At 40.4% G+C, this 17,259-nt stretch carries 19 protein-coding genes; 17 read left to right on the forward strand and 2 right to left on the reverse strand.

Translation table 11 applies throughout. The features are described 5' to 3' along the window. The first annotated feature begins 4 nt into the window (after nucleotides 1-4). From pyrH to K1I61_RS01635, 5 genes are all read left to right on the forward strand, one after another. Nucleotides 5-742, forward strand: a complete 738-nt coding sequence (gene pyrH / locus K1I61_RS01615; RefSeq protein WP_004253279.1) for a UMP kinase — start codon at nucleotides 5-7, stop codon at nucleotides 740-742. Between the two features lie 8 nt (nucleotides 743-750). Next, nucleotides 751-1,308: a ribosome recycling factor gene (frr, locus tag K1I61_RS01620; RefSeq protein WP_074324176.1), complete on the forward strand. Its 558-nt coding sequence runs from the start codon at nucleotides 751-753 to the stop codon at nucleotides 1,306-1,308. Between the two features lie 60 nt (nucleotides 1,309-1,368). Further along, nucleotides 1,369-2,223 (forward strand): RNA-binding virulence regulatory protein CvfB, encoded by an 855-nt coding sequence (gene cvfB, locus K1I61_RS01625; protein ID WP_223332894.1) that lies wholly within the window; start codon nucleotides 1,369-1,371, stop codon nucleotides 2,221-2,223. Nucleotides 2,224-2,231: 8 nt separating this feature from the next. After that, nucleotides 2,232-2,447 (forward strand): YozE family protein, encoded by a 216-nt coding sequence (locus K1I61_RS01630; RefSeq protein ID WP_001232087.1) that lies wholly within the window; start codon nucleotides 2,232-2,234, stop codon nucleotides 2,445-2,447. 84 nt (nucleotides 2,448-2,531) lie between these two features. After that, the gene (locus K1I61_RS01635) at nucleotides 2,532-3,518 is read left to right on the forward strand and encodes a PhoH family protein (RefSeq protein ID WP_223332895.1); all 987 of its coding nucleotides are present in this window, start codon (nucleotides 2,532-2,534) and stop codon (nucleotides 3,516-3,518) included. Between the two features lie 49 nt (nucleotides 3,519-3,567). On the opposite strand, the gene ald is transcribed toward K1I61_RS01635, so the two are convergent. Further along, nucleotides 3,568-4,680: an alanine dehydrogenase gene (gene ald / locus K1I61_RS01640; protein ID WP_036757336.1), complete on the reverse strand. Its 1,113-nt coding sequence runs from the start codon at nucleotides 4,678-4,680 to the stop codon at nucleotides 3,568-3,570. Nucleotides 4,681-4,920: 240 nt separating this feature from the next. On the opposite strand from ald, the gene K1I61_RS01645 reads away from it, so the two are divergent. From K1I61_RS01645 to K1I61_RS01700, 12 genes are all read left to right on the forward strand, one after another. After that, on the forward strand, nucleotides 4,921-5,562 hold the full coding sequence (locus K1I61_RS01645) for a helix-hairpin-helix domain-containing protein (protein WP_223332896.1): 642 nt from the start codon (nucleotides 4,921-4,923) through the stop codon (nucleotides 5,560-5,562). Continuing rightward, entirely contained in the window at nucleotides 5,546-7,756 is a 2,211-nt protein-coding gene (locus tag K1I61_RS01650; protein WP_223332897.1) for a ComEC/Rec2 family competence protein, read from the forward strand. The genes K1I61_RS01645 and K1I61_RS01650 overlap by 17 nt, the downstream gene beginning before the upstream one ends. A gap of 122 nt (nucleotides 7,757-7,878) precedes the next feature. Further along, the gene (locus K1I61_RS01655; RefSeq protein ID WP_223332898.1) at nucleotides 7,879-9,165 is read left to right on the forward strand and encodes a peptidase U32 family protein; all 1,287 of its coding nucleotides are present in this window, start codon (nucleotides 7,879-7,881) and stop codon (nucleotides 9,163-9,165) included. 13 nt (nucleotides 9,166-9,178) lie between these two features. Then, nucleotides 9,179-9,490, forward strand: coding sequence for a CHY zinc finger protein (locus K1I61_RS01660; protein ID WP_223332899.1), 312 nt, complete (start codon nucleotides 9,179-9,181; stop codon nucleotides 9,488-9,490). Between the two features lie 228 nt (nucleotides 9,491-9,718). Continuing rightward, nucleotides 9,719-9,919 carry a F0F1 ATP synthase subunit C gene (locus K1I61_RS01665; RefSeq protein WP_004253309.1) on the forward strand — a complete coding sequence of 67 codons (201 nt, stop codon included), beginning with the start codon at nucleotides 9,719-9,721 and terminating at the stop codon, nucleotides 9,917-9,919. Between the two features lie 32 nt (nucleotides 9,920-9,951). After that, nucleotides 9,952-10,668 (forward strand): F0F1 ATP synthase subunit A, encoded by a 717-nt coding sequence (gene atpB / locus K1I61_RS01670; RefSeq protein WP_004253312.1) that lies wholly within the window; start codon nucleotides 9,952-9,954, stop codon nucleotides 10,666-10,668. An 18-nt stretch (nucleotides 10,669-10,686) separates the two neighbouring features. After that, complete coding sequence (gene atpF / locus K1I61_RS01675) at nucleotides 10,687-11,181, forward strand: F0F1 ATP synthase subunit B (protein ID WP_036757323.1); 495 nt, start codon at nucleotides 10,687-10,689, stop codon at nucleotides 11,179-11,181. Next, nucleotides 11,181-11,717 carry a F0F1 ATP synthase subunit delta gene (locus K1I61_RS01680; protein ID WP_223332900.1) on the forward strand — a complete coding sequence of 179 codons (537 nt, stop codon included), beginning with the start codon at nucleotides 11,181-11,183 and terminating at the stop codon, nucleotides 11,715-11,717. Before atpF ends, K1I61_RS01680 begins: the two co-directional genes overlap by 1 nt. A gap of 14 nt (nucleotides 11,718-11,731) precedes the next feature. After that, a complete protein-coding gene (atpA, locus tag K1I61_RS01685; RefSeq protein ID WP_006152674.1) occupies nucleotides 11,732-13,237 on the forward strand; it encodes a F0F1 ATP synthase subunit alpha in 1,506 nt (501 codons plus the stop codon). 15 nt (nucleotides 13,238-13,252) lie between these two features. Beyond that, nucleotides 13,253-14,131 (forward strand): F0F1 ATP synthase subunit gamma, encoded by an 879-nt coding sequence (locus K1I61_RS01690; RefSeq protein ID WP_004253324.1) that lies wholly within the window; start codon nucleotides 13,253-13,255, stop codon nucleotides 14,129-14,131. Nucleotides 14,132-14,321: 190 nt separating this feature from the next. Further along, complete coding sequence (gene atpD / locus K1I61_RS01695; RefSeq protein ID WP_036757320.1) at nucleotides 14,322-15,728, forward strand: F0F1 ATP synthase subunit beta; 1,407 nt, start codon at nucleotides 14,322-14,324, stop codon at nucleotides 15,726-15,728. 10 nt (nucleotides 15,729-15,738) lie between these two features. After that, nucleotides 15,739-16,158 (forward strand): F0F1 ATP synthase subunit epsilon, encoded by a 420-nt coding sequence (locus K1I61_RS01700; RefSeq protein WP_006148659.1) that lies wholly within the window; start codon nucleotides 15,739-15,741, stop codon nucleotides 16,156-16,158. Nucleotides 16,159-16,201: 43 nt separating this feature from the next. Here K1I61_RS01700 and K1I61_RS01705 read toward each other — a convergent pair whose 3' ends face one another. Further along, entirely contained in the window at nucleotides 16,202-17,215 is a 1,014-nt protein-coding gene (locus tag K1I61_RS01705; RefSeq protein WP_223332901.1) for a lactonase family protein, read from the reverse strand. Between the last annotated feature and the right edge of the window lie 44 nt (nucleotides 17,216-17,259).

Raw genomic sequence — 17,259 nt, forward strand, 5'->3', positions numbered from 1 at the left:
GAAAATGGTAGAACCTAAGTATAAACGTATCTTAATCAAGCTATCTGGTGAAGCCCTTGCTGGCGAACGTGGTGTCGGTATTGATATCAAAACCGTCCAAAGTATGGCCCAAGAAATCAAGGAAGTTCACGAGCTAGGAATTGAAATCGCCTTGGTTATCGGTGGTGGGAACCTTTGGCGTGGAGAACCTGCAGCAGAAGCTGGTATGGATCGTGTGCAAGCGGATTATACTGGAATGCTTGGGACAGTCATGAATGCTCTTGTGATGGCAGATTCATTGCAACAAGCTGGTGTTGATACTCGCGTACAAACAGCTATTGCCATGCAACAAGTAGCAGAGCCTTATATTCGTGGACGTGCCCTTCGCCACCTTGAAAAAGGACGTATCGTTATCTTTGGCGCGGGAATTGGTTCACCTTACTTCTCTACAGATACAACAGCAGCTCTTCGTGCAGCTGAGATTGAAGCAGACGCTATTTTGATGGCTAAGAATGGTGTAGATGGTGTCTACAATGCGGATCCTAAGAAAGATAAAACGGCTGTTAAATTTGAAGAATTGACTCACCGTGATGTTATTAATAAAGGTCTCCGTATCATGGATTCAACAGCTTCAACTCTATCTATGGATAACGATATTGACTTGGTTGTCTTTAATATGAACCAACCTGGCAATATCAAACGTGTTGTATTTGGTGAAAATATCGGAACAACTGTTTCAAACAATATCGAAGAAAAGGAATAAGAAAAATTATGGCTAACGCAATTGTAGAAAAAGCTAAAGAGAGAATGACTCAATCTCACCACTCGCTTGCTCGTGAGTTTGGTGGTATCCGTGCTGGTCGTGCTAACGCAAGCTTGCTTGACCGTATCAATGTTGAATACTATGGTGTCGAAACACCTCTTAACCAAATCGCTTCTATCACAATTCCTGAAGCACGTGTTTTATTGGTAACACCATTTGATAAATCTTCTCTAAAAGATATCGAACGTGCCTTAAACGCTTCAGACCTTGGTATTACACCAGCTAACGATGGTTCTGTTATTCGCTTGGTAATCCCAGCTCTTACAGAAGAAACTCGTCGTGACCTCGCTAAAGAAGTGAAAAAAGTTGGTGAAAATGCTAAAGTAGCGATTCGTAATATCCGTCGTGATGCTATGGATGAAGCTAAAAAACAAGAAAAAGCTAAAGAAATTACTGAAGATGAATTGAAGACTCTTGAAAAAGATATTCAAAAAGCGACAGACGATGCTGTTAAACACATCGACGACATGACTGCCAATAAAGAAAAAGAAATCTTGGAAGTCTAAGAAATAAACAGAAAAACTCAGTTGGCATTGCTGGCTGAGTTTTATTCGAAAGAAGGAAACATGAATACAAATCTTGCTAGTTTTATCGTCGGTTTGATAACTGATGAAAATGACCGTTTTTACTTTGTCCAAAAGGATGGTCAGACCTATGCTCTAGATAAGGAAGAAGGCCAGCATGCAATAGGTGATACCGTTAAAGGCTTTGCCTACACAGATATGAAGCAAAAACTTCGTTTGACTACACTAGAAGTGACTGCGACTCAGGATCAATTTGGTTGGGGAACTGTAACAGAAGTGCGTAAGGATTTGGGTGTTTTTGTTGATACAGGGCTTCCTGACAAGGAAATCGTTGTGTCACTTGATATCCTTCCTGAACTGAAAGAGCTTTGGCCTAAGAAGGGCGATAAACTTTATATTCGTCTAGAAGTAGATAAGAAAGACCGTATTTGGGGTGTTTTGGCTTATCAGGAAGACTTCCAACGTTTGGCACGTCCAGCATACAACAACATGCAAAATCAGAACTGGCCTGCAATCGTTTATCGTCTTAAGTTATCAGGAACTTTTGTCTATCTACCAGAAAACAACATGCTTGGATTTATCCACCCAAGTGAGCGCTTTGCAGAGCCACGTTTGGGGCAAGTGTTAGATGTGCGTGTCATTGGTTTCCGTGAAGTTGACCGAACTCTTAATCTATCACTAAAACCTCGCTCTTTTGAGATGTTAGAAAATGATGCACAAATGATTCTGACTTACTTGGAAAGTAATGGTGGATTTATGACCTTAAATGATAAATCTTCACCAGATGACATCAAGGCTACCTTTGGTATCTCAAAAGGTCAGTTTAAAAAAGCGCTTGGTGGTTTAATGAAAGCTGGAAAGATTAAACAAGACCAATTTGGTACAGAGTTAATTTAGGGAGGCTTATGCGAAAATCATTTTATACTTGGCTTATGACAGAGCGTAATCCTAAAAGTAATAGTCCCAAAGCAATTTTAGCGGATCTTGCCTTTGAGGAGTCAGCCTTCCCGAAACATACGGATGATTTCGATCAGGTGAGTCGATTTTTAGAAGAACATGCTAGTTTTTCCTTTAATATGGGAGACTTCGATCGCATCTGGCAAGAATATTTAGAACATTAAAGATACCATAGGTGTTAGGGATAGCAATTTCTAAATGCCTTTGCTATAATAAAAAGAAATTAAAGAGTTAGAGAGGTTCTTTATTTGAAGGAACATTCAATAGACATTCAGTTAAGTCATCCAGATGACCTGTTTCATCTTTTTGGTTCTAATGAACGCCATCTTCGCTTGATGGAGGAAGAGTTAGATGTCATCATCCATGCTCGTACAGAGATTGTACAAGTCTTGGGAGAGGAGTCTTCTTGTGAAGAAGCACGGCAAGTCATTCAAGCCTTGATGGTCTTGGTCAATCGTGGCATGACAGTAGGAACTCCGGATGTGGTGACAGCCATCAATATGGTTAGAAACAATGAAATCGATAAGTTTGTTGCCCTCTATGAAGAAGAGATTATCAAAGACAATACTGGTAAACCAATCCGCGTTAAAACTTTGGGGCAGAAGCTTTATGTAGATAGTGTTAAGAACCATGATGTTACCTTCGGGATTGGGCCAGCGGGGACAGGAAAAACTTTCCTAGCAGTGACATTGGCTGTTACAGCTCTCAAACGTGGTCAAGTCAAGCGTATTATCCTGACTCGTCCAGCAGTAGAAGCTGGAGAAAGCCTAGGATTTCTACCTGGTGATTTGAAAGAAAAAGTAGACCCTTATCTTCGACCAGTCTATGATGCTTTATATCAGATCTTAGGGAAAGACCAAACAACTCGTCTCATGGAGAGAGAAATTATTGAGATTGCGCCTTTGGCCTATATGCGTGGACGTACCTTGGATGATGCCTTTGTCATTTTGGATGAAGCCCAAAATACAACCATCATGCAGATGAAGATGTTCTTGACACGTTTAGGATTCAATTCTAAAATGATTGTCAATGGGGATATTAGCCAGATTGACCTGCCACGTAATGTTAAGTCAGGTTTGATTGATGCCCAGGAAAAACTTAAGAACATTCACCAAATCGACTTTGTACACTTCTCAGCCAAGGATGTTGTCCGACATCCAGTAGTCGCTCAGATTATCAGAGCCTATGAACCTCGACCTGTCAAAGTTGAAGAGAATCAAGAAGAAACAGAATAAAGAAAAAGAGCAGTTGAAAAACTGCTCTTAATTTTTTTTGAATTTCTTATTAGACAAGTTCACTGATAGGTGTGAAGTCACGTTCTAAACCTTCAGCAACTGGTTGACTTGTGAGTTGACCTTGGTAAGTTGTTACACCTTCAAGCAAGCCTGCGTCTTCAAGGATTGCTTTCTTAAATCCTTTTCCTGCCAAGGCTTCGATATATGGAAGAGTCACATTTGTAAGGGCGATAGTAGAAGTACGAGCAACTGCTCCAGGAATGTTAGCAACCGCATAGTGAAGAACACCGTGTTTTTCATAGACAGGCTCATCATGGGTTGTCACACGGTCAGCTGTTGCAATAACACCACCTTGGTCTACAGCAACGTCTACGATGACAGAACCAGGACGCATTTGTTGAACCATGTCATCTGTCACTAATTTTGGAGCTTTAGCACCAGGAATCAATACTGCACCGATAACAACGTCTGCTTCACGCACACTTGCTTCGATATTAAATGGGTTAGACATGAGTGTTTGGATTTGGTGACCAAAGACATCTTCAAGTTCAGAGAGACGTTTAGCGCTGATATCTAGAATAGTTACTTGAGCACCTAAACCAAGAGCGATACGTGCTGCGTGTGTACCAACGACACCACCACCGATAATGGTTACTTTTCCTTTTGGTACACCTGGGACACCACCTAAAAGAACTCCAGAACCACCAGCTTGTTTCGTCAAGAAGTGAGCTCCGATTTGGACAGCCATACGACCTGCAACCTCACTCATTGGAACCAATAGAGGAAGTTGACCTTCAGTATTGCGTACAGTTTCATAAGCAACACCAGTTGTTTTCGCTGCAAGCATAGCATCCGCTAATTCTGGGGCTGCTGCCATGTGCAAGTAGGTGAAGAGAAGTAAATCGTCACGCAAGAACTGGTACTCACTAGCAAGGGGTTCCTTGACTTTAACAACTAACTCTGCAGCCCAGGCTTCAGCAGCAGTTGCGACAATCTCAGCTCCTTGCTTTTCATAGTCAGCATCAGCAAAACCAGATCCAAGTCCCGCATTTGTTTCGATGAGGACACGGTGACCACGACCGACAAGACTCTGTACACCAGCAGGTGTCAAAGCAACACGATTTTCATTATTTTTTATTTCCTTTGGAATTCCAATTAACATAGAGATTAGCTCCTTATTTAACATCTAGGTTCTTATACGAAATCATCACAGGAAGAACCCAGTCTTTTCTTGTGATGTTCTTATTTTATATAAAACCGCTATAAATTGCAAGAAAAACTTATTTCTCTACTTAAGATATGTCTTGACCAAGGAAGATTATTTTGCAAATAAGTAAGCAGTTGAAAAGATTTTTCAGCTGTTTTTTCTTCCTCTTACGAATAAGCTAAGAGAGGAGAAAATATGGAAGAACTTATTGAGAAAATCAAAGAATATAAAATCATTGTTATCTGTGCTATTTTGGGTTTAGTCTTGGGTGGATTTTTCCTCCTAAAGCCAGTTGCTCAAGCACCTGCTAAGGAAAGCAATTTGCAAACAGAAGTTACAACTGTTTCAAAGGATTCGACGGAGGAAAAGGAAGATAAAAATCAGAAGGAAGAAGTGGTGGAGCAAGATCTGATTACTGTTGATGTCAAAGGTGCGGTCAAATCACCTGGAATTTATGATTTGCCAGTTGGAAGTCGTATCAACGATGCTGTCCAAAAAGCGGGTGGCTTGACAGATAATGCTGATAGTAAGTCTATCAATCTTGCCCAGAGAATTAGTGACGAAGCACTTGTTTATGTTCCGACCAAGGAAGAAGTTACCAGTCAAGAGGCGCATTCAAATGCTTCCAACACCAAAGAAAATAAGAAAGTCAATCTTAATAAAGCCAGTTTAGAGGAGCTGAAACAAGTCAAGGGGTTGGGAGCCAAACGTGCTCAGGATATCATAGACCATCGTGAGTCCAACGGTAAGTTTAAGTCAGTTGATGAGCTCAAAAAGGTTTCTGGTATTGGTGCAAAAACGATAGAAAAGTTAAAAGAGTATGTCACAGTGGATTAGTCGATTTCCCATCCCCAAAATCTATCTTAGTTTTCTCCTGCTTTGGCTCTACTATGCTATCTTTTCAGCAAGCTTTTTAGCACTCTTGGGCTTTGTCTTTTTACTCCTCTGCCTCTTTTTTCAATTTCCATGGAAGACTGTGGTCAAGGTTCTCTTTGTTTGTGGTCTTTTTGGAAGCTGGTTTATATTTCAAAAATGGCAACAAGAAGAAGAGAGTCAACATCTTGTTGACTCCGTTAATACGGTACGAATCTTGCCTGATACTATCAAGGTCAATGGAGATAGTTTATCCTTTCGTGGGAAGGATGACGGCAGACTCTTTCAGGTATATTATAAATTCCAGTCAGAGGCTGAAAAGGAAAGGTTTAAAGAGTTATCTGAACTGCATGAGATAGTAGTAAAAGGAAAGCTAGCTATTCCTCAAGGAGCAAATAATTTTGCTGGATTTGATTATCGAAATTATCTAAAAACGCAGGGGATTTATCAGACCTTAACGATATCGGAAATTGTCGAATTAAAGAAAGCATCCAGCTGGGATATAGGAGAAAATCTATCCAGCTTGCGGAGAAAAGCAGTTGTCTGGATAAAAAGGAATTTTCCTGACCCCATGCGTAATTATATGACAGGTCTTTTATTAGGGCACTTGGACACAGATTTTGAGGAAATGAATGAACTCTATTCCAGTCTAGGGATTATTCACCTTTTTGCTTTGTCAGGGATGCAGGTTGGTTTCTTCATGAATGCTTTTAAAAAGTCACTCTTACGATTGGGTTTGACGCAAGAGAAGTTCAAATGGCTTGCCTATCCCTTTTCTTTGGTCTATGCAGGTTTGACAGGGTTCTCAGCTTCTGTTATTAGAAGTCTGTTACAAAAACTTTTGGCTCAGCATGGCTTCAAGGGACTGGATAATTTTGCTTTGACGATTCTTATTCTATTTCTTATCATGCCGAATTTCTTCCTAACTGCTGGAGGAGTGCTCTCCTGTGCCTATGCCTTTATCCTGACCATGACTGGTGAAGAAGTAGGAGGAATAAAAGGTCTAGTTAGAGAAAGTTTCATTATTTCCTTAGGAATTCTGCCGATTTTATCATTCTATTTTTCTGAATTTCAACCTTGGTCCATACTCTTAACCTTTGTCTTTTCTTTTTTATTTGATATGGTCTTGCTACCACTTTTATCAATGCTCTTCTGTCTGTCATGGATATATCCTATTACCCAGTTTAACTTTCTCTTTGAATGGCTAGAAAACATCATACGCTATGTATCTCAGCTATCTACTAAACCCTTTATTTTGGGTCAACCTAATCTCTGGGTTTTGGTATGTCTATTAGTCTCTTTGGCGCTGATTTATGATTATCGTAAAAATTTGAAGAAAGCACCTTTGCTTATCCTATTTATCGTTTCCCTTTTCTTAGTAACCAAACATCCACTTGAAAATGAAATCACAGTTCTAGACATGGAGCAGGGACGGAGCATTTTCCTAAGAGACATGACAGGAAAGACAATATTACTGGATGTCGGTGAAAAGTTAGCAGTTGAGAAAAAAGAAGCTTGGCAGGAGAAAGTCACCTCGAGTGTTGCCAAACGGAGTTTAATTCCCTATCTGAAAAGTAGAGGAGTGGCAAAGATTGATCAGCTTGTTTTAACGGATAGTGAACCTAAGCAGCTAGACCACCTACTAGAAATTAGTAAAGCCTTCAATCTTGGAGAGATTCTAGTAACTGAAGAAACTCTATCTAAAAGAGAATTTATGGATAAATTAAATGAAAGTAACTTGAAAGTACGTCCTATTAAAACAGGAGAGCAGTTATTTATTTTTGGGAGTAGTTTAGAAGTAATCGAAAATCAAAACAGGGATAGTAAAGATTCAATAGCAATGTATGGAAAACTACTAAATCAAACCTTTCTAGTTACTGGGAATATAGAGGAAAACTCCCTAACTAGCTATTATTCCAAAATCCAAGCAGATGTAGTGCTAACTCATCAGCAAGCATCGAAGAAAAAGACTGATGTCGAAGTCTTCGAAATCTTCCAGCCTAAAATCACTGTCATTTCTGTTGACAAGAAGAAAAAATTTAAAGAAAAAAATGGGGAGAATAACCAAGAACTTGGGAATTCGATTTACAAAACGGATCAAAAGGGGGCCATTCGTTTTAAAGGTTGGGGTGCTTGGCAAATAGAAACAGTTCGCTGAACTTAGCTTTTCAAGAAAATTAAAATTGTCTAAACAATCAATCAAAACTTGATTTTAGAACCTTTTTGCTATAAAATGGTAAAGATTAGTGTCAAACTTTTATATTGCAAATAGGAGAAAACATGACAAAAACTTTGAAACGTCCTGAGGTTTTATCACCTGCAGGAACTCTTGAAAAACTAAAAGTAGCTGTTCAATACGGTGCAGATGCTGTCTTTATCGGTGGTCAGGCCTATGGTCTTCGAAGTCGCGCAGGGAACTTTACTTTCGAACAAATGGAAGAAGGAGTACAGTTCGCTGCTAAGTATGGAGCTAAGGTATATGTGGCTGCCAATATGGTTATGCACGAGGGAAATGAAGAAGGAGCCGGAGAATGGTTCCGTAAGTTGCGTGATATTGGTATTGCAGCAGTTATCGTATCAGATCCAGCTTTGATCATGATTGCAGCAACAGAAGCACCTGGACTTGAAATCCACCTTTCAACCCAGGCTAGTGCGACTAACTACGAAACCCTAGAATTCTGGAAAGAACTTGGTTTGACTCGTGTCGTTTTGGCGCGTGAGGTTTCTATGGAAGAATTGGCAGAGATTCGCAAACGTACAGATGTTGAGATTGAAGCCTTCGTTCATGGAGCTATGTGTATCTCATACTCTGGTCGTTGTACTCTTTCTAACCATATGAGCATGCGTGACGCCAACCGTGGTGGATGTTCACAATCTTGCCGTTGGAAATATGACCTTTACGACATGCCATTTGGTCAAGAACGTAAGAGCCTTAAGGGAGAAATTCCTGAAGAATTCTCTATGTCTGCGGTTGATATGTCTATGATTGACCATATCCCTGATATGATTGAAAATGGTGTGGACAGTCTTAAGATTGAAGGCCGTATGAAGTCGATCCACTATGTTTCAACAGTAACAAACTGTTATAAGGCAGCTGTTGATGCCTATCTTGAGAGCCCTGAAAAGTTTGAAGCTATTAAGCAAGACTTGATTGATGAAATGTGGAAGGTTGCCCAACGTGAGTTGGCTACAGGTTTCTACTACGGAACACCATCTGAAAATGAACAACTGTTCGGTGCTCGTCGTAAGATTCCAGAATACAAGTTTGTTGCTGAAGTAGTAGCTTATGATGCTGCAACTCAAACAGCAACTATTCGTCAACGTAATGTTATCAACGAAGGCGACCAAGTTGAGTTCTACGGTCCAGGCTTCCGTCATTTTGAAACTTTTATCGAAGACCTTCACGATGCTAAAGGAAATAAAATCGATCGCGCACCAAATCCAATGGAACTTTTGACTATCAAGGTTCCTCAACCAGTAGAAGCTGGTGACATGGTACGTGCCCTGAAAGAAGGTCTCATCAATCTTTACAAAGAAGATGGAACAAGCGTCACAGTTCGTGCCTAGATAAGGAAAAAGAATGGTTCAAGCTCAGGGCTTACTAGTAGATCATGAAAGCAGATGTGTTCATTACCATAGTGATAAGGATATCGTAGCACTTCAGTGCTATGAGTGTAAAAAATACTATGCCTGTTATCAGTGTCATAATGAACTGGAGTCGCACGTATTTTCTCCCTATCCTTTAAATCTGAAAGAGGATAGACCTATCTTATGTGGATCCTGTGGGAAAACACTAACGTATGAGGAGTATACAGAGACGGGCACATGTCCATTTTGTAATGCTGCATTTAATCCAGCTTGTCAAAATCATTACTCAATTTATTTCAGATAAGAACTGACAAATCCGAGTTGTAAAACTCGGTTTTTTGTTTTCAGAAAACAAGGAAAGGTAGTGAAAGTGGTATGAAATAACAATAAAATTTTCTAATAATTGTCTTAAAAATCGTAAAATTAGAAATAAATGATTCGAAACGCTTTCATTACTAGTAAAAAGTTGACAAAAGCAAATTTTAGGACTAAACTAGGGATGTAAATTTAATTTAAAAAAGGAGAATTCGTCATGAATTTAACATTTTTCGGACTTTGTCTTGCCTGTATGGGTGTATCTATTGCTGAAGGATTGATTATGAGTAATCTCTTCAAGTCTGCCGCTCGTCAACCTGAAATTATTGACCAATTACGCAGCCTTTTAATTCTTGGTGTTGCCTTTGTAGAAGGTACCTTCTTTGTAACCCTAGCGATGGCATTTGTCATTAAATAGACAACTCTATTTAGAAATGGAGGTGTCAAACCATGGAAGAAAGTTTGAATCCAACCGTTAATATTGGACCAATATCCTTTGATTTGACCCTGCTTGCCATGTCTCTTGTAACTGTTTTGATGGTTTTTGCCTTTGTCTATTGGGCAAGTCGAAAAATGACCATCCGTCCCAAGGGCAAACAAAATGCTCTTGAGATGATTTATGACTTTGTGGTTAGTTTTGCAAAACCAAACATTGGAGATTCATACATCAAGGACTATTCCTTGTTCCTATTTTCTCTATTCTTGTTTATCTTGGTTGCCAATAATATTGGTTTAATGGCAAAAGTACAAACAACAAACGGTTATAACTTGTGGACTTCTCCAACAGCCAACCTTGGATACGATTTATCCCTCTCATTATTGATCACTTTGATCGCTCATGTGGAAGGAGTTCGTCGTAGAGGCGTTAAAGAATATTTGAGAGCATTTGTTACACCTGGCTTTATGACTCCGATGAACATTTTAGAAGAGTTCACCAATTTTGCCTCTTTGGCGATTCGGATTTACGGAAATATCTTTGCCGGTGAGGTTTTAGCAGGATTGCTATTGGCCTTGTCACAACATGCCTTGTATTGGTATCCTTTTGCCTTTATTGCAAACATGTTATGGACAGCATTTTCGATTTTCATTTCATGTATTCAAGCTTATGTATTTACCATGTTGTCATCTATGTACATTGGTAAAAAAATAAATGAAGGGGAAGAGTAAGTAGAGGAGGATTAGAAGATGGATTTAACTATTAGTACCATTATTGGTGACTTTATTCTGGTCGCTGGTTCCTTCCTTTTATTGATCTTTTTAGTGAAGAAATATGCTTGGGGAAATATTACCAGTGTATTAGATGAACGCGCTGAAAAGATTTCTTCAGATATTGATGGTGCCGAGGAAGCCCGTAAAAAGGCAGAGGAACTTGCTAGCAAACGCGAAGCTGAGTTAGCAGGTAGCCGTACCGAAGCTAAAACGATTATCGAGAATGCAAAGGAAACAGCTGAGAAAAGTAAAGCTGATATTTTGGCCGAAGCTAAACTTGAAGCAGGGCGCTTAAAAGAAAAAGCCAACCAAGAAATTGCTCAAAATAAAGCTGAAGCTTTACAAAGTGTTAAGGGAGATGTGGCAGACTTGACAATCAGTCTAGCTGGAAAAATTATCTCTCAAAACCTTGACGGTCAGGCCCATAAAGAACTCATTGATCAGTATATCGATCAGCTAGGAGAAGCTTAATGGACAAAAAGACTCTAAAGGTAATTGAAAAATACAGCATGCCTTTTGTCCAATTGGTGATTGAAAAAGGAGAAGAAGACACTATTTTTTCAGACTTGTCTCAAATCAAGCAAGTAGCTGAAGAAACAGGCTTACCTTCTTTTTTAGCTCAGGTGGCAGTTGATGAGTCGGATAAAGAAAAAACGGTTCGTTTTTTCCAGGACTCTGTGTCACCTTTAGTACAAAACTTTATCGAGGTTCTACTTTACAATCACAGATCAAACCTGTTTTATGATGTGATTGTAGATTGCTTGAATCGTCTTGAAAAAGAAACCAATCGTTTTGAAGTGACTATTTTGTCTGCACATCCTTTGACTGACGAACAGAAAGAACGACTTATTCCTCTAATCGAGAAAAAGATGTCTCTAAAAGTTCGTAGCATTAAGGAAAAAGTTGACGATAGTTTAATCGGTGGTTTTGTTATTTTTGCCAATCACAAGACAATTGATGTGAGTATTAAACAACAACTTAAAGTTGTTAAGGAAAATTTGAAATAGAAAGTGGTGTTCTTTTGGCAATTAACGCACAAGAAATCAGCGCTTTAATTAAGCAACAAATTGAAAATTTCAAACCCAATTTTGATGTGACTGAAACAGGTGTTGTTACCTATATTGGTGACGGGATTGCGCGTGCTCATGGTCTTGAAAATGCCATGAGTGGTGAGCTGTTGATTTTTGAAAATGGCTCTTATGGTATGGCGCAAAACTTGGAATCAACAGATGTCGGTATTATCATCCTTGGGGACTTTACAGATATCCGTGAAGGCGATACAATTCGTCGTACAGGGAAAATCATGGAAGTTCCAGTTGGTGATAGCTTGATTGGACGTGTTGTCGATCCCCTTGGTCGTCCTGTAGACGGTTTGGGTCCAATCAACACTGATAAGACTCGTCCAGTTGAAGCACCAGCTCCTGGTGTTATGCAACGTAAGTCTGTCTCAGAACCATTGCAAACAGGTTTGAAAGCTATTGACGCCCTTGTTCCAATCGGTCGTGGCCAACGTGAGTTGATCATTGGTGACCGTCAAACAGGGAAGACAACTATCGCTATTGACGCTATCTTGAACCAAAAAGGTCAAGATATGATTTGTATCTATGTAGCGATTGGACAAAAAGAATCAACAGTTCGTACACAAGTGGAAACACTTCGTCAGTACGGTGCCTTGGATTACACAATCGTTGTGACAGCTTCAGCTTCACAGCCTTCACCATTGCTCTACCTCGCACCATATGCTGGAGTTGCTATGGCAGAAGAGTTCATGTACCAAGGGAAGCATGTCTTGATCGTTTATGATGACCTATCTAAACAAGCGGTAGCTTATCGTGAACTTTCTCTCTTGCTCCGTCGTCCACCAGGTCGTGAGGCCTTCCCAGGGGATGTCTTCTACCTTCACAGTCGTCTACTTGAGCGTTCTGCTAAAGTTTCAGATGAGCTTGGCGGTGGTTCTATCACGGCTCTTCCGTTTATCGAGACCCAAGCAGGAGATATCTCAGCCTATATCGCCACAAACGTAATCTCTATTACGGATGGACAAATCTTCTTAAGTGATAGTCTCTTTAATGCGGGTATTCGTCCAGCTATTGATGCGGGTTCTTCTGTATCTCGTGTTGGTGGTTCTGCTCAGATTAAAGCCATGAAGAAGGTTGCTGGTACTCTTCGTATCGACCTTGCTTCATACCGAGAGTTGGAAGCCTTCACTAAATTTGGTTCAGATTTGGATGCTGCTACTCAGGCTAAATTGAACCGTGGTCGTCGTACTGTAGAAGTATTGAAACAACCTGTTCATAAACCACTACCTGTTGAGAAACAAGTGACCATTCTGTATGCCTTGACTCATGGATTCTTGGATACTATATCAGTTGATGATATTGTTCGTTTTGAGGAAGAATTCCATGCCTTCTTTGATGCGCAACATCCAGAGATTTTGGAAACTATTCGTGAAACAAAAGACTTGCCAGAAGAAGCAGTCTTGGATGCTGCGATTACTGAGTTTCTCAACCAATCCAGCTTCCAATAAGAATAGAGGTGTCAGATGGCAGTATCTCTAAATGATATTAAAACAAAAATCGCCTCAACGAAAAATACTAGTCAAATTACTAACGCCATGCAGATGGTTTCTGCAGCTAAGTTAGGTCGTTCTGAAGAAGCTGCACGCAACTTCCAGATTTATGCTCAAAAAGTCCGTAAACTCCTTACAGACATCCTTCACGGGGATGGTGCTGGCGGATCAACAAATCCAATGTTGATTAGTCGCCCTGTCAAGAAAACAGGCTATATCGTCATTACATCTGACCGTGGTCTTGTTGGAGGATATAACTCTTCAATCTTGAAGGCTGTCATGGAACTGCAACAAGAATACCATCCATCAGGTGATGATTTCGAAGTCATCTGTATCGGTGGTATGGGAGCAGACTTCTTTAAAGCTCGTGGTATTCAGCCAATTTATGAATTGCGTGGTCTCGCAAGTCAACCAAGCTTCGATGAAGTTCGTAAGATTATTTCAAAAACCATTGAAATGTATCAAAATGAACTTTTCGATGAGCTCTATGTTTGCTACAACCACCACGTGAATACACTGACAAGTCAAATGCGTGTGGAGCAGATGCTTCCAATTGTCGACTTGGACCCAAATGAAGCAGATGATAACTACAGCTTGACATTTGAGCTTGAAACAAGTCGTGAAGAAATCTTGGATCAACTATTGCCACAGTTTGCAGAAAGTATGATTTACGGTGCTATTATTGATGCCAAGACAGCTGAAAATGCGGCAGGGATGACGGCTATGCAAACAGCTACAGATAATGCTAAAAAAGTTATCAATGATTTGACTATCCAGTATAACCGTGCCAGACAGGCGGCGATTACACAAGAAATTACAGAAATCGTAGCAGGAGCTAGTGCCTTAGAATAGGCTCTAGTCCAGCTCGTATGAAAATGAACTTATACTCAATGAAAATCAAAGAGCAAACTAGGAAGCTAGCCGCAGGCTGTACTTGAGTACGGTAAGGCGACGCTGACGTGGTTTGAAGAGATTTTCGAAGAGTATTAGGACCTAGTTGAGCTAGGAACCGACAGTATCTTATACAGAATAGGAGAAGTAGATGAGTTCAGGTAAAATTGCTCAGGTTATCGGTCCCGTTGTAGACGTCATGTTTGCAGCAGGTGAGAAACTACCAGAGATTAATAATGCACTTGTCGTCTACAAAAATGACGAAAGAAAAACAAAAATCGTCCTTGAAGTAGCCTTGGAGTTGGGAGATGGTATGATTCGTACCATCGCTATGGAATCAACTGATGGCTTGACCCGTGGTTTGGAAGTATTGGACACAGGTCGTCCAATCTCAGTACCAGTTGGGAAAGAAACTCTAGGACGTGTCTTCAACGTTTTGGGAGATACCATTGACTTGGAAGCTCCTTTTGGTGAAGATGCAGAGCGTCAGCCAATTCATAAAAAAGCACCAACTTTTGATGAATTGTCTACCTCTTCAGAAATTCTAGAAACAGGGATCAAGGTTATCGACCTTCTTGCCCCTTACCTTAAAGGTGGTAAGGTCGGACTCTTCGGTGGTGCCGGAGTTGGTAAGACCGTTTTGATCCAAGAATTGATTCACAACATCGCCCAAGAACACGGTGGGATCTCAGTATTTACTGGTGTTGGGGAACGTACTCGTGAAGGGAACGACCTCTACTGGGAAATGAAAGAATCAGGCGTTATCGAAAAAACAGCTATGGTATTTGGTCAGATGAATGAGCCACCAGGAGCACGTATGCGTGTTGCTCTTACTGGTTTGACAATCGCTGAATACTTCCGTGATGTAGAAGGTCAAGACGTTCTTCTCTTCATTGACAACATTTTCCGTTTCACACAAGCTGGTTCAGAAGTATCTGCCCTTTTAGGTCGTATGCCATCAGCCGTTGGTTATCAACCAACCCTCGCAACAGAAATGGGTCAATTGCAAGAACGTATCACTTCAACCAAGAAGGGTTCTGTAACATCTATCCAGGCTATCTATGTACCAGCGGATGACTATACTGACCCAGCGCCAGCAACAGCTTTTGCTCACTTGGACTCAACAACTAACTTGGAACGTAAATTGGTTCAATTGGGGATTTACCCTGCCGTTGACCCTCTTGCTTCAAGCTCACGTGCCTTGGCACCTGAAATTGTTGGAGAAGAGCACTATGCAGTAGCTGCTGAAGTGAAACGTGTGCTTCAACGTTACCATGAGTTGCAAGATATCATCGCCATCCTTGGTATGGATGAACTTTCTGACGAAGAAAAGACTTTGGTTGCTCGTGCACGCCGTATTCAGTTCTTCTTGTCACAAAACTTCAACGTTGCGGAACAATTTACAGGTCAACCAGGATCTTATGTTCCAGTAGCTGAAACTGTTCGTGGCTTCAAAGAAATTCTCGACGGTAAATACGATCATTTGCCAGAAGATGCCTTCCGTGGAGTAGGTTCAATCGAAGATGTTATTGCTAAGGCTGAAAAAATGGGATTTTAAGAGGTGATCTATGGCACATTTAACTGTCCAGATCGTGACACCAGATGGCCTCGTCTATGATCACCATGCCAGCTTTGTATCGGTACGAACTCTGGATGGTGAGATGGGGATCTTGCCACGACATGAAAATATGATTGCGGTTCTAGCAGTTGATGAAGTAAAGGTTAAACGCATCGATGATGATACTCATGTGAACTGGATTGCAGTAAACGGAGGAATTATTGAGATTGCTAATAATGTCATTACCATTATTGCTGACTCAGCTGAACGTGCGCGCGATATTGATGTTAGTCGTGCAGAACGTGCTAAACTTCGTGCAGAACGCGAAATTGAAGAAGCACAAGACAAACACTTAATCGACCAAGAGCGCCGTGCTAAAATTGCATTGCAACGTGCTATTAACCGTATCAATGTCGGAAATAAATTATAAAATAAAAAATGAACTTGTTAAATCAAGTTCATTTTTTTATGCCTTATTTATTGAAACTGATGCAGACTGCTTCAGGAACATGAAATTCATTAGAGAGTTCTGCCAGTCTACCAGTCTCAGGATTGCGCTTAAAGACAGTCGCATTATCAGAATCCTGGTGAACAGCGATAAGGAATTCTTGGTCAGGTGATAAATCAAAATCTCGTGGATTTTTCCCATTGGTTGGAACAATCTCTAATAATTCCAAGCTTCCATCTGCTAAAATGCTATAAACAGCGATAGAATCATGGCCTCGGTTAGAAGCGTAGAGGAATTTGCCATCTTTAGAAAGACGAATAGCCGCAGTACCATTAAAGCCACTATAGTCATCTGGTAAGGTTGAAATGACCTGCATTTGTTCAAATTCTCCAACACCATCGTAAATCAAAACTTCAATCGTACTGTTAAGTTCACAGATGAGATAAGCAATCTTGTAGTGGTGGTGGAAAACAAGGTGACGAGCACCAGCGCCAGGATTACAATTATAAGTTGCTAGTTTAGTCAACTTTCCTTCTAGATTGACATCATAGGTAGTGACTTCGTCAGTACCTAAGTCACAAGTTACCAAATATTGGTCTGGTGTTAAATCTGTGTAGTGTACGTGGGGAGAAGCTTGGTTTTCATGTGGACCATGGCCAGTGTGTTGAACTTTGTCTGCCAATTCAAGACAGCCATCTGCTTTACGTTTATAGACTAGAACTTGACCTTTATGATAGTTAGCGCCATAAACTAGTCCCCGTGTCTCATCGACCGCAACATAGCAGTGAGGAGCACCTTCTTCAACGACGTGATTCAGGAGGACACCATCAGTTTTGTATGCTGCGATTCCACCTTTGTCATCATGGCTTCCGACAGTATAGAGATGCTGATGCTGATCGAAGGCTAAGTAAGTTGGACTTGGCTCTGCTGCAAAGAGTTCTAGATTTGAGAGTTTGCCAGTCTCAGTATCAAAATCAGCCTTGTAAATCCCTTGAGAAATACGTCGTGTATAGGTTCCAAAATATACTATTTCTTTCATATTCATACCTCTAGAAAAAGATAATTCAATTATAACATAAAATG

It is taken from the genome of Streptococcus infantis, from assembly GCF_019929665.1.
In the GTDB taxonomy this organism is placed as follows: Bacteria; Bacillota; Bacilli; order Lactobacillales; family Streptococcaceae; genus Streptococcus; species Streptococcus infantis_H.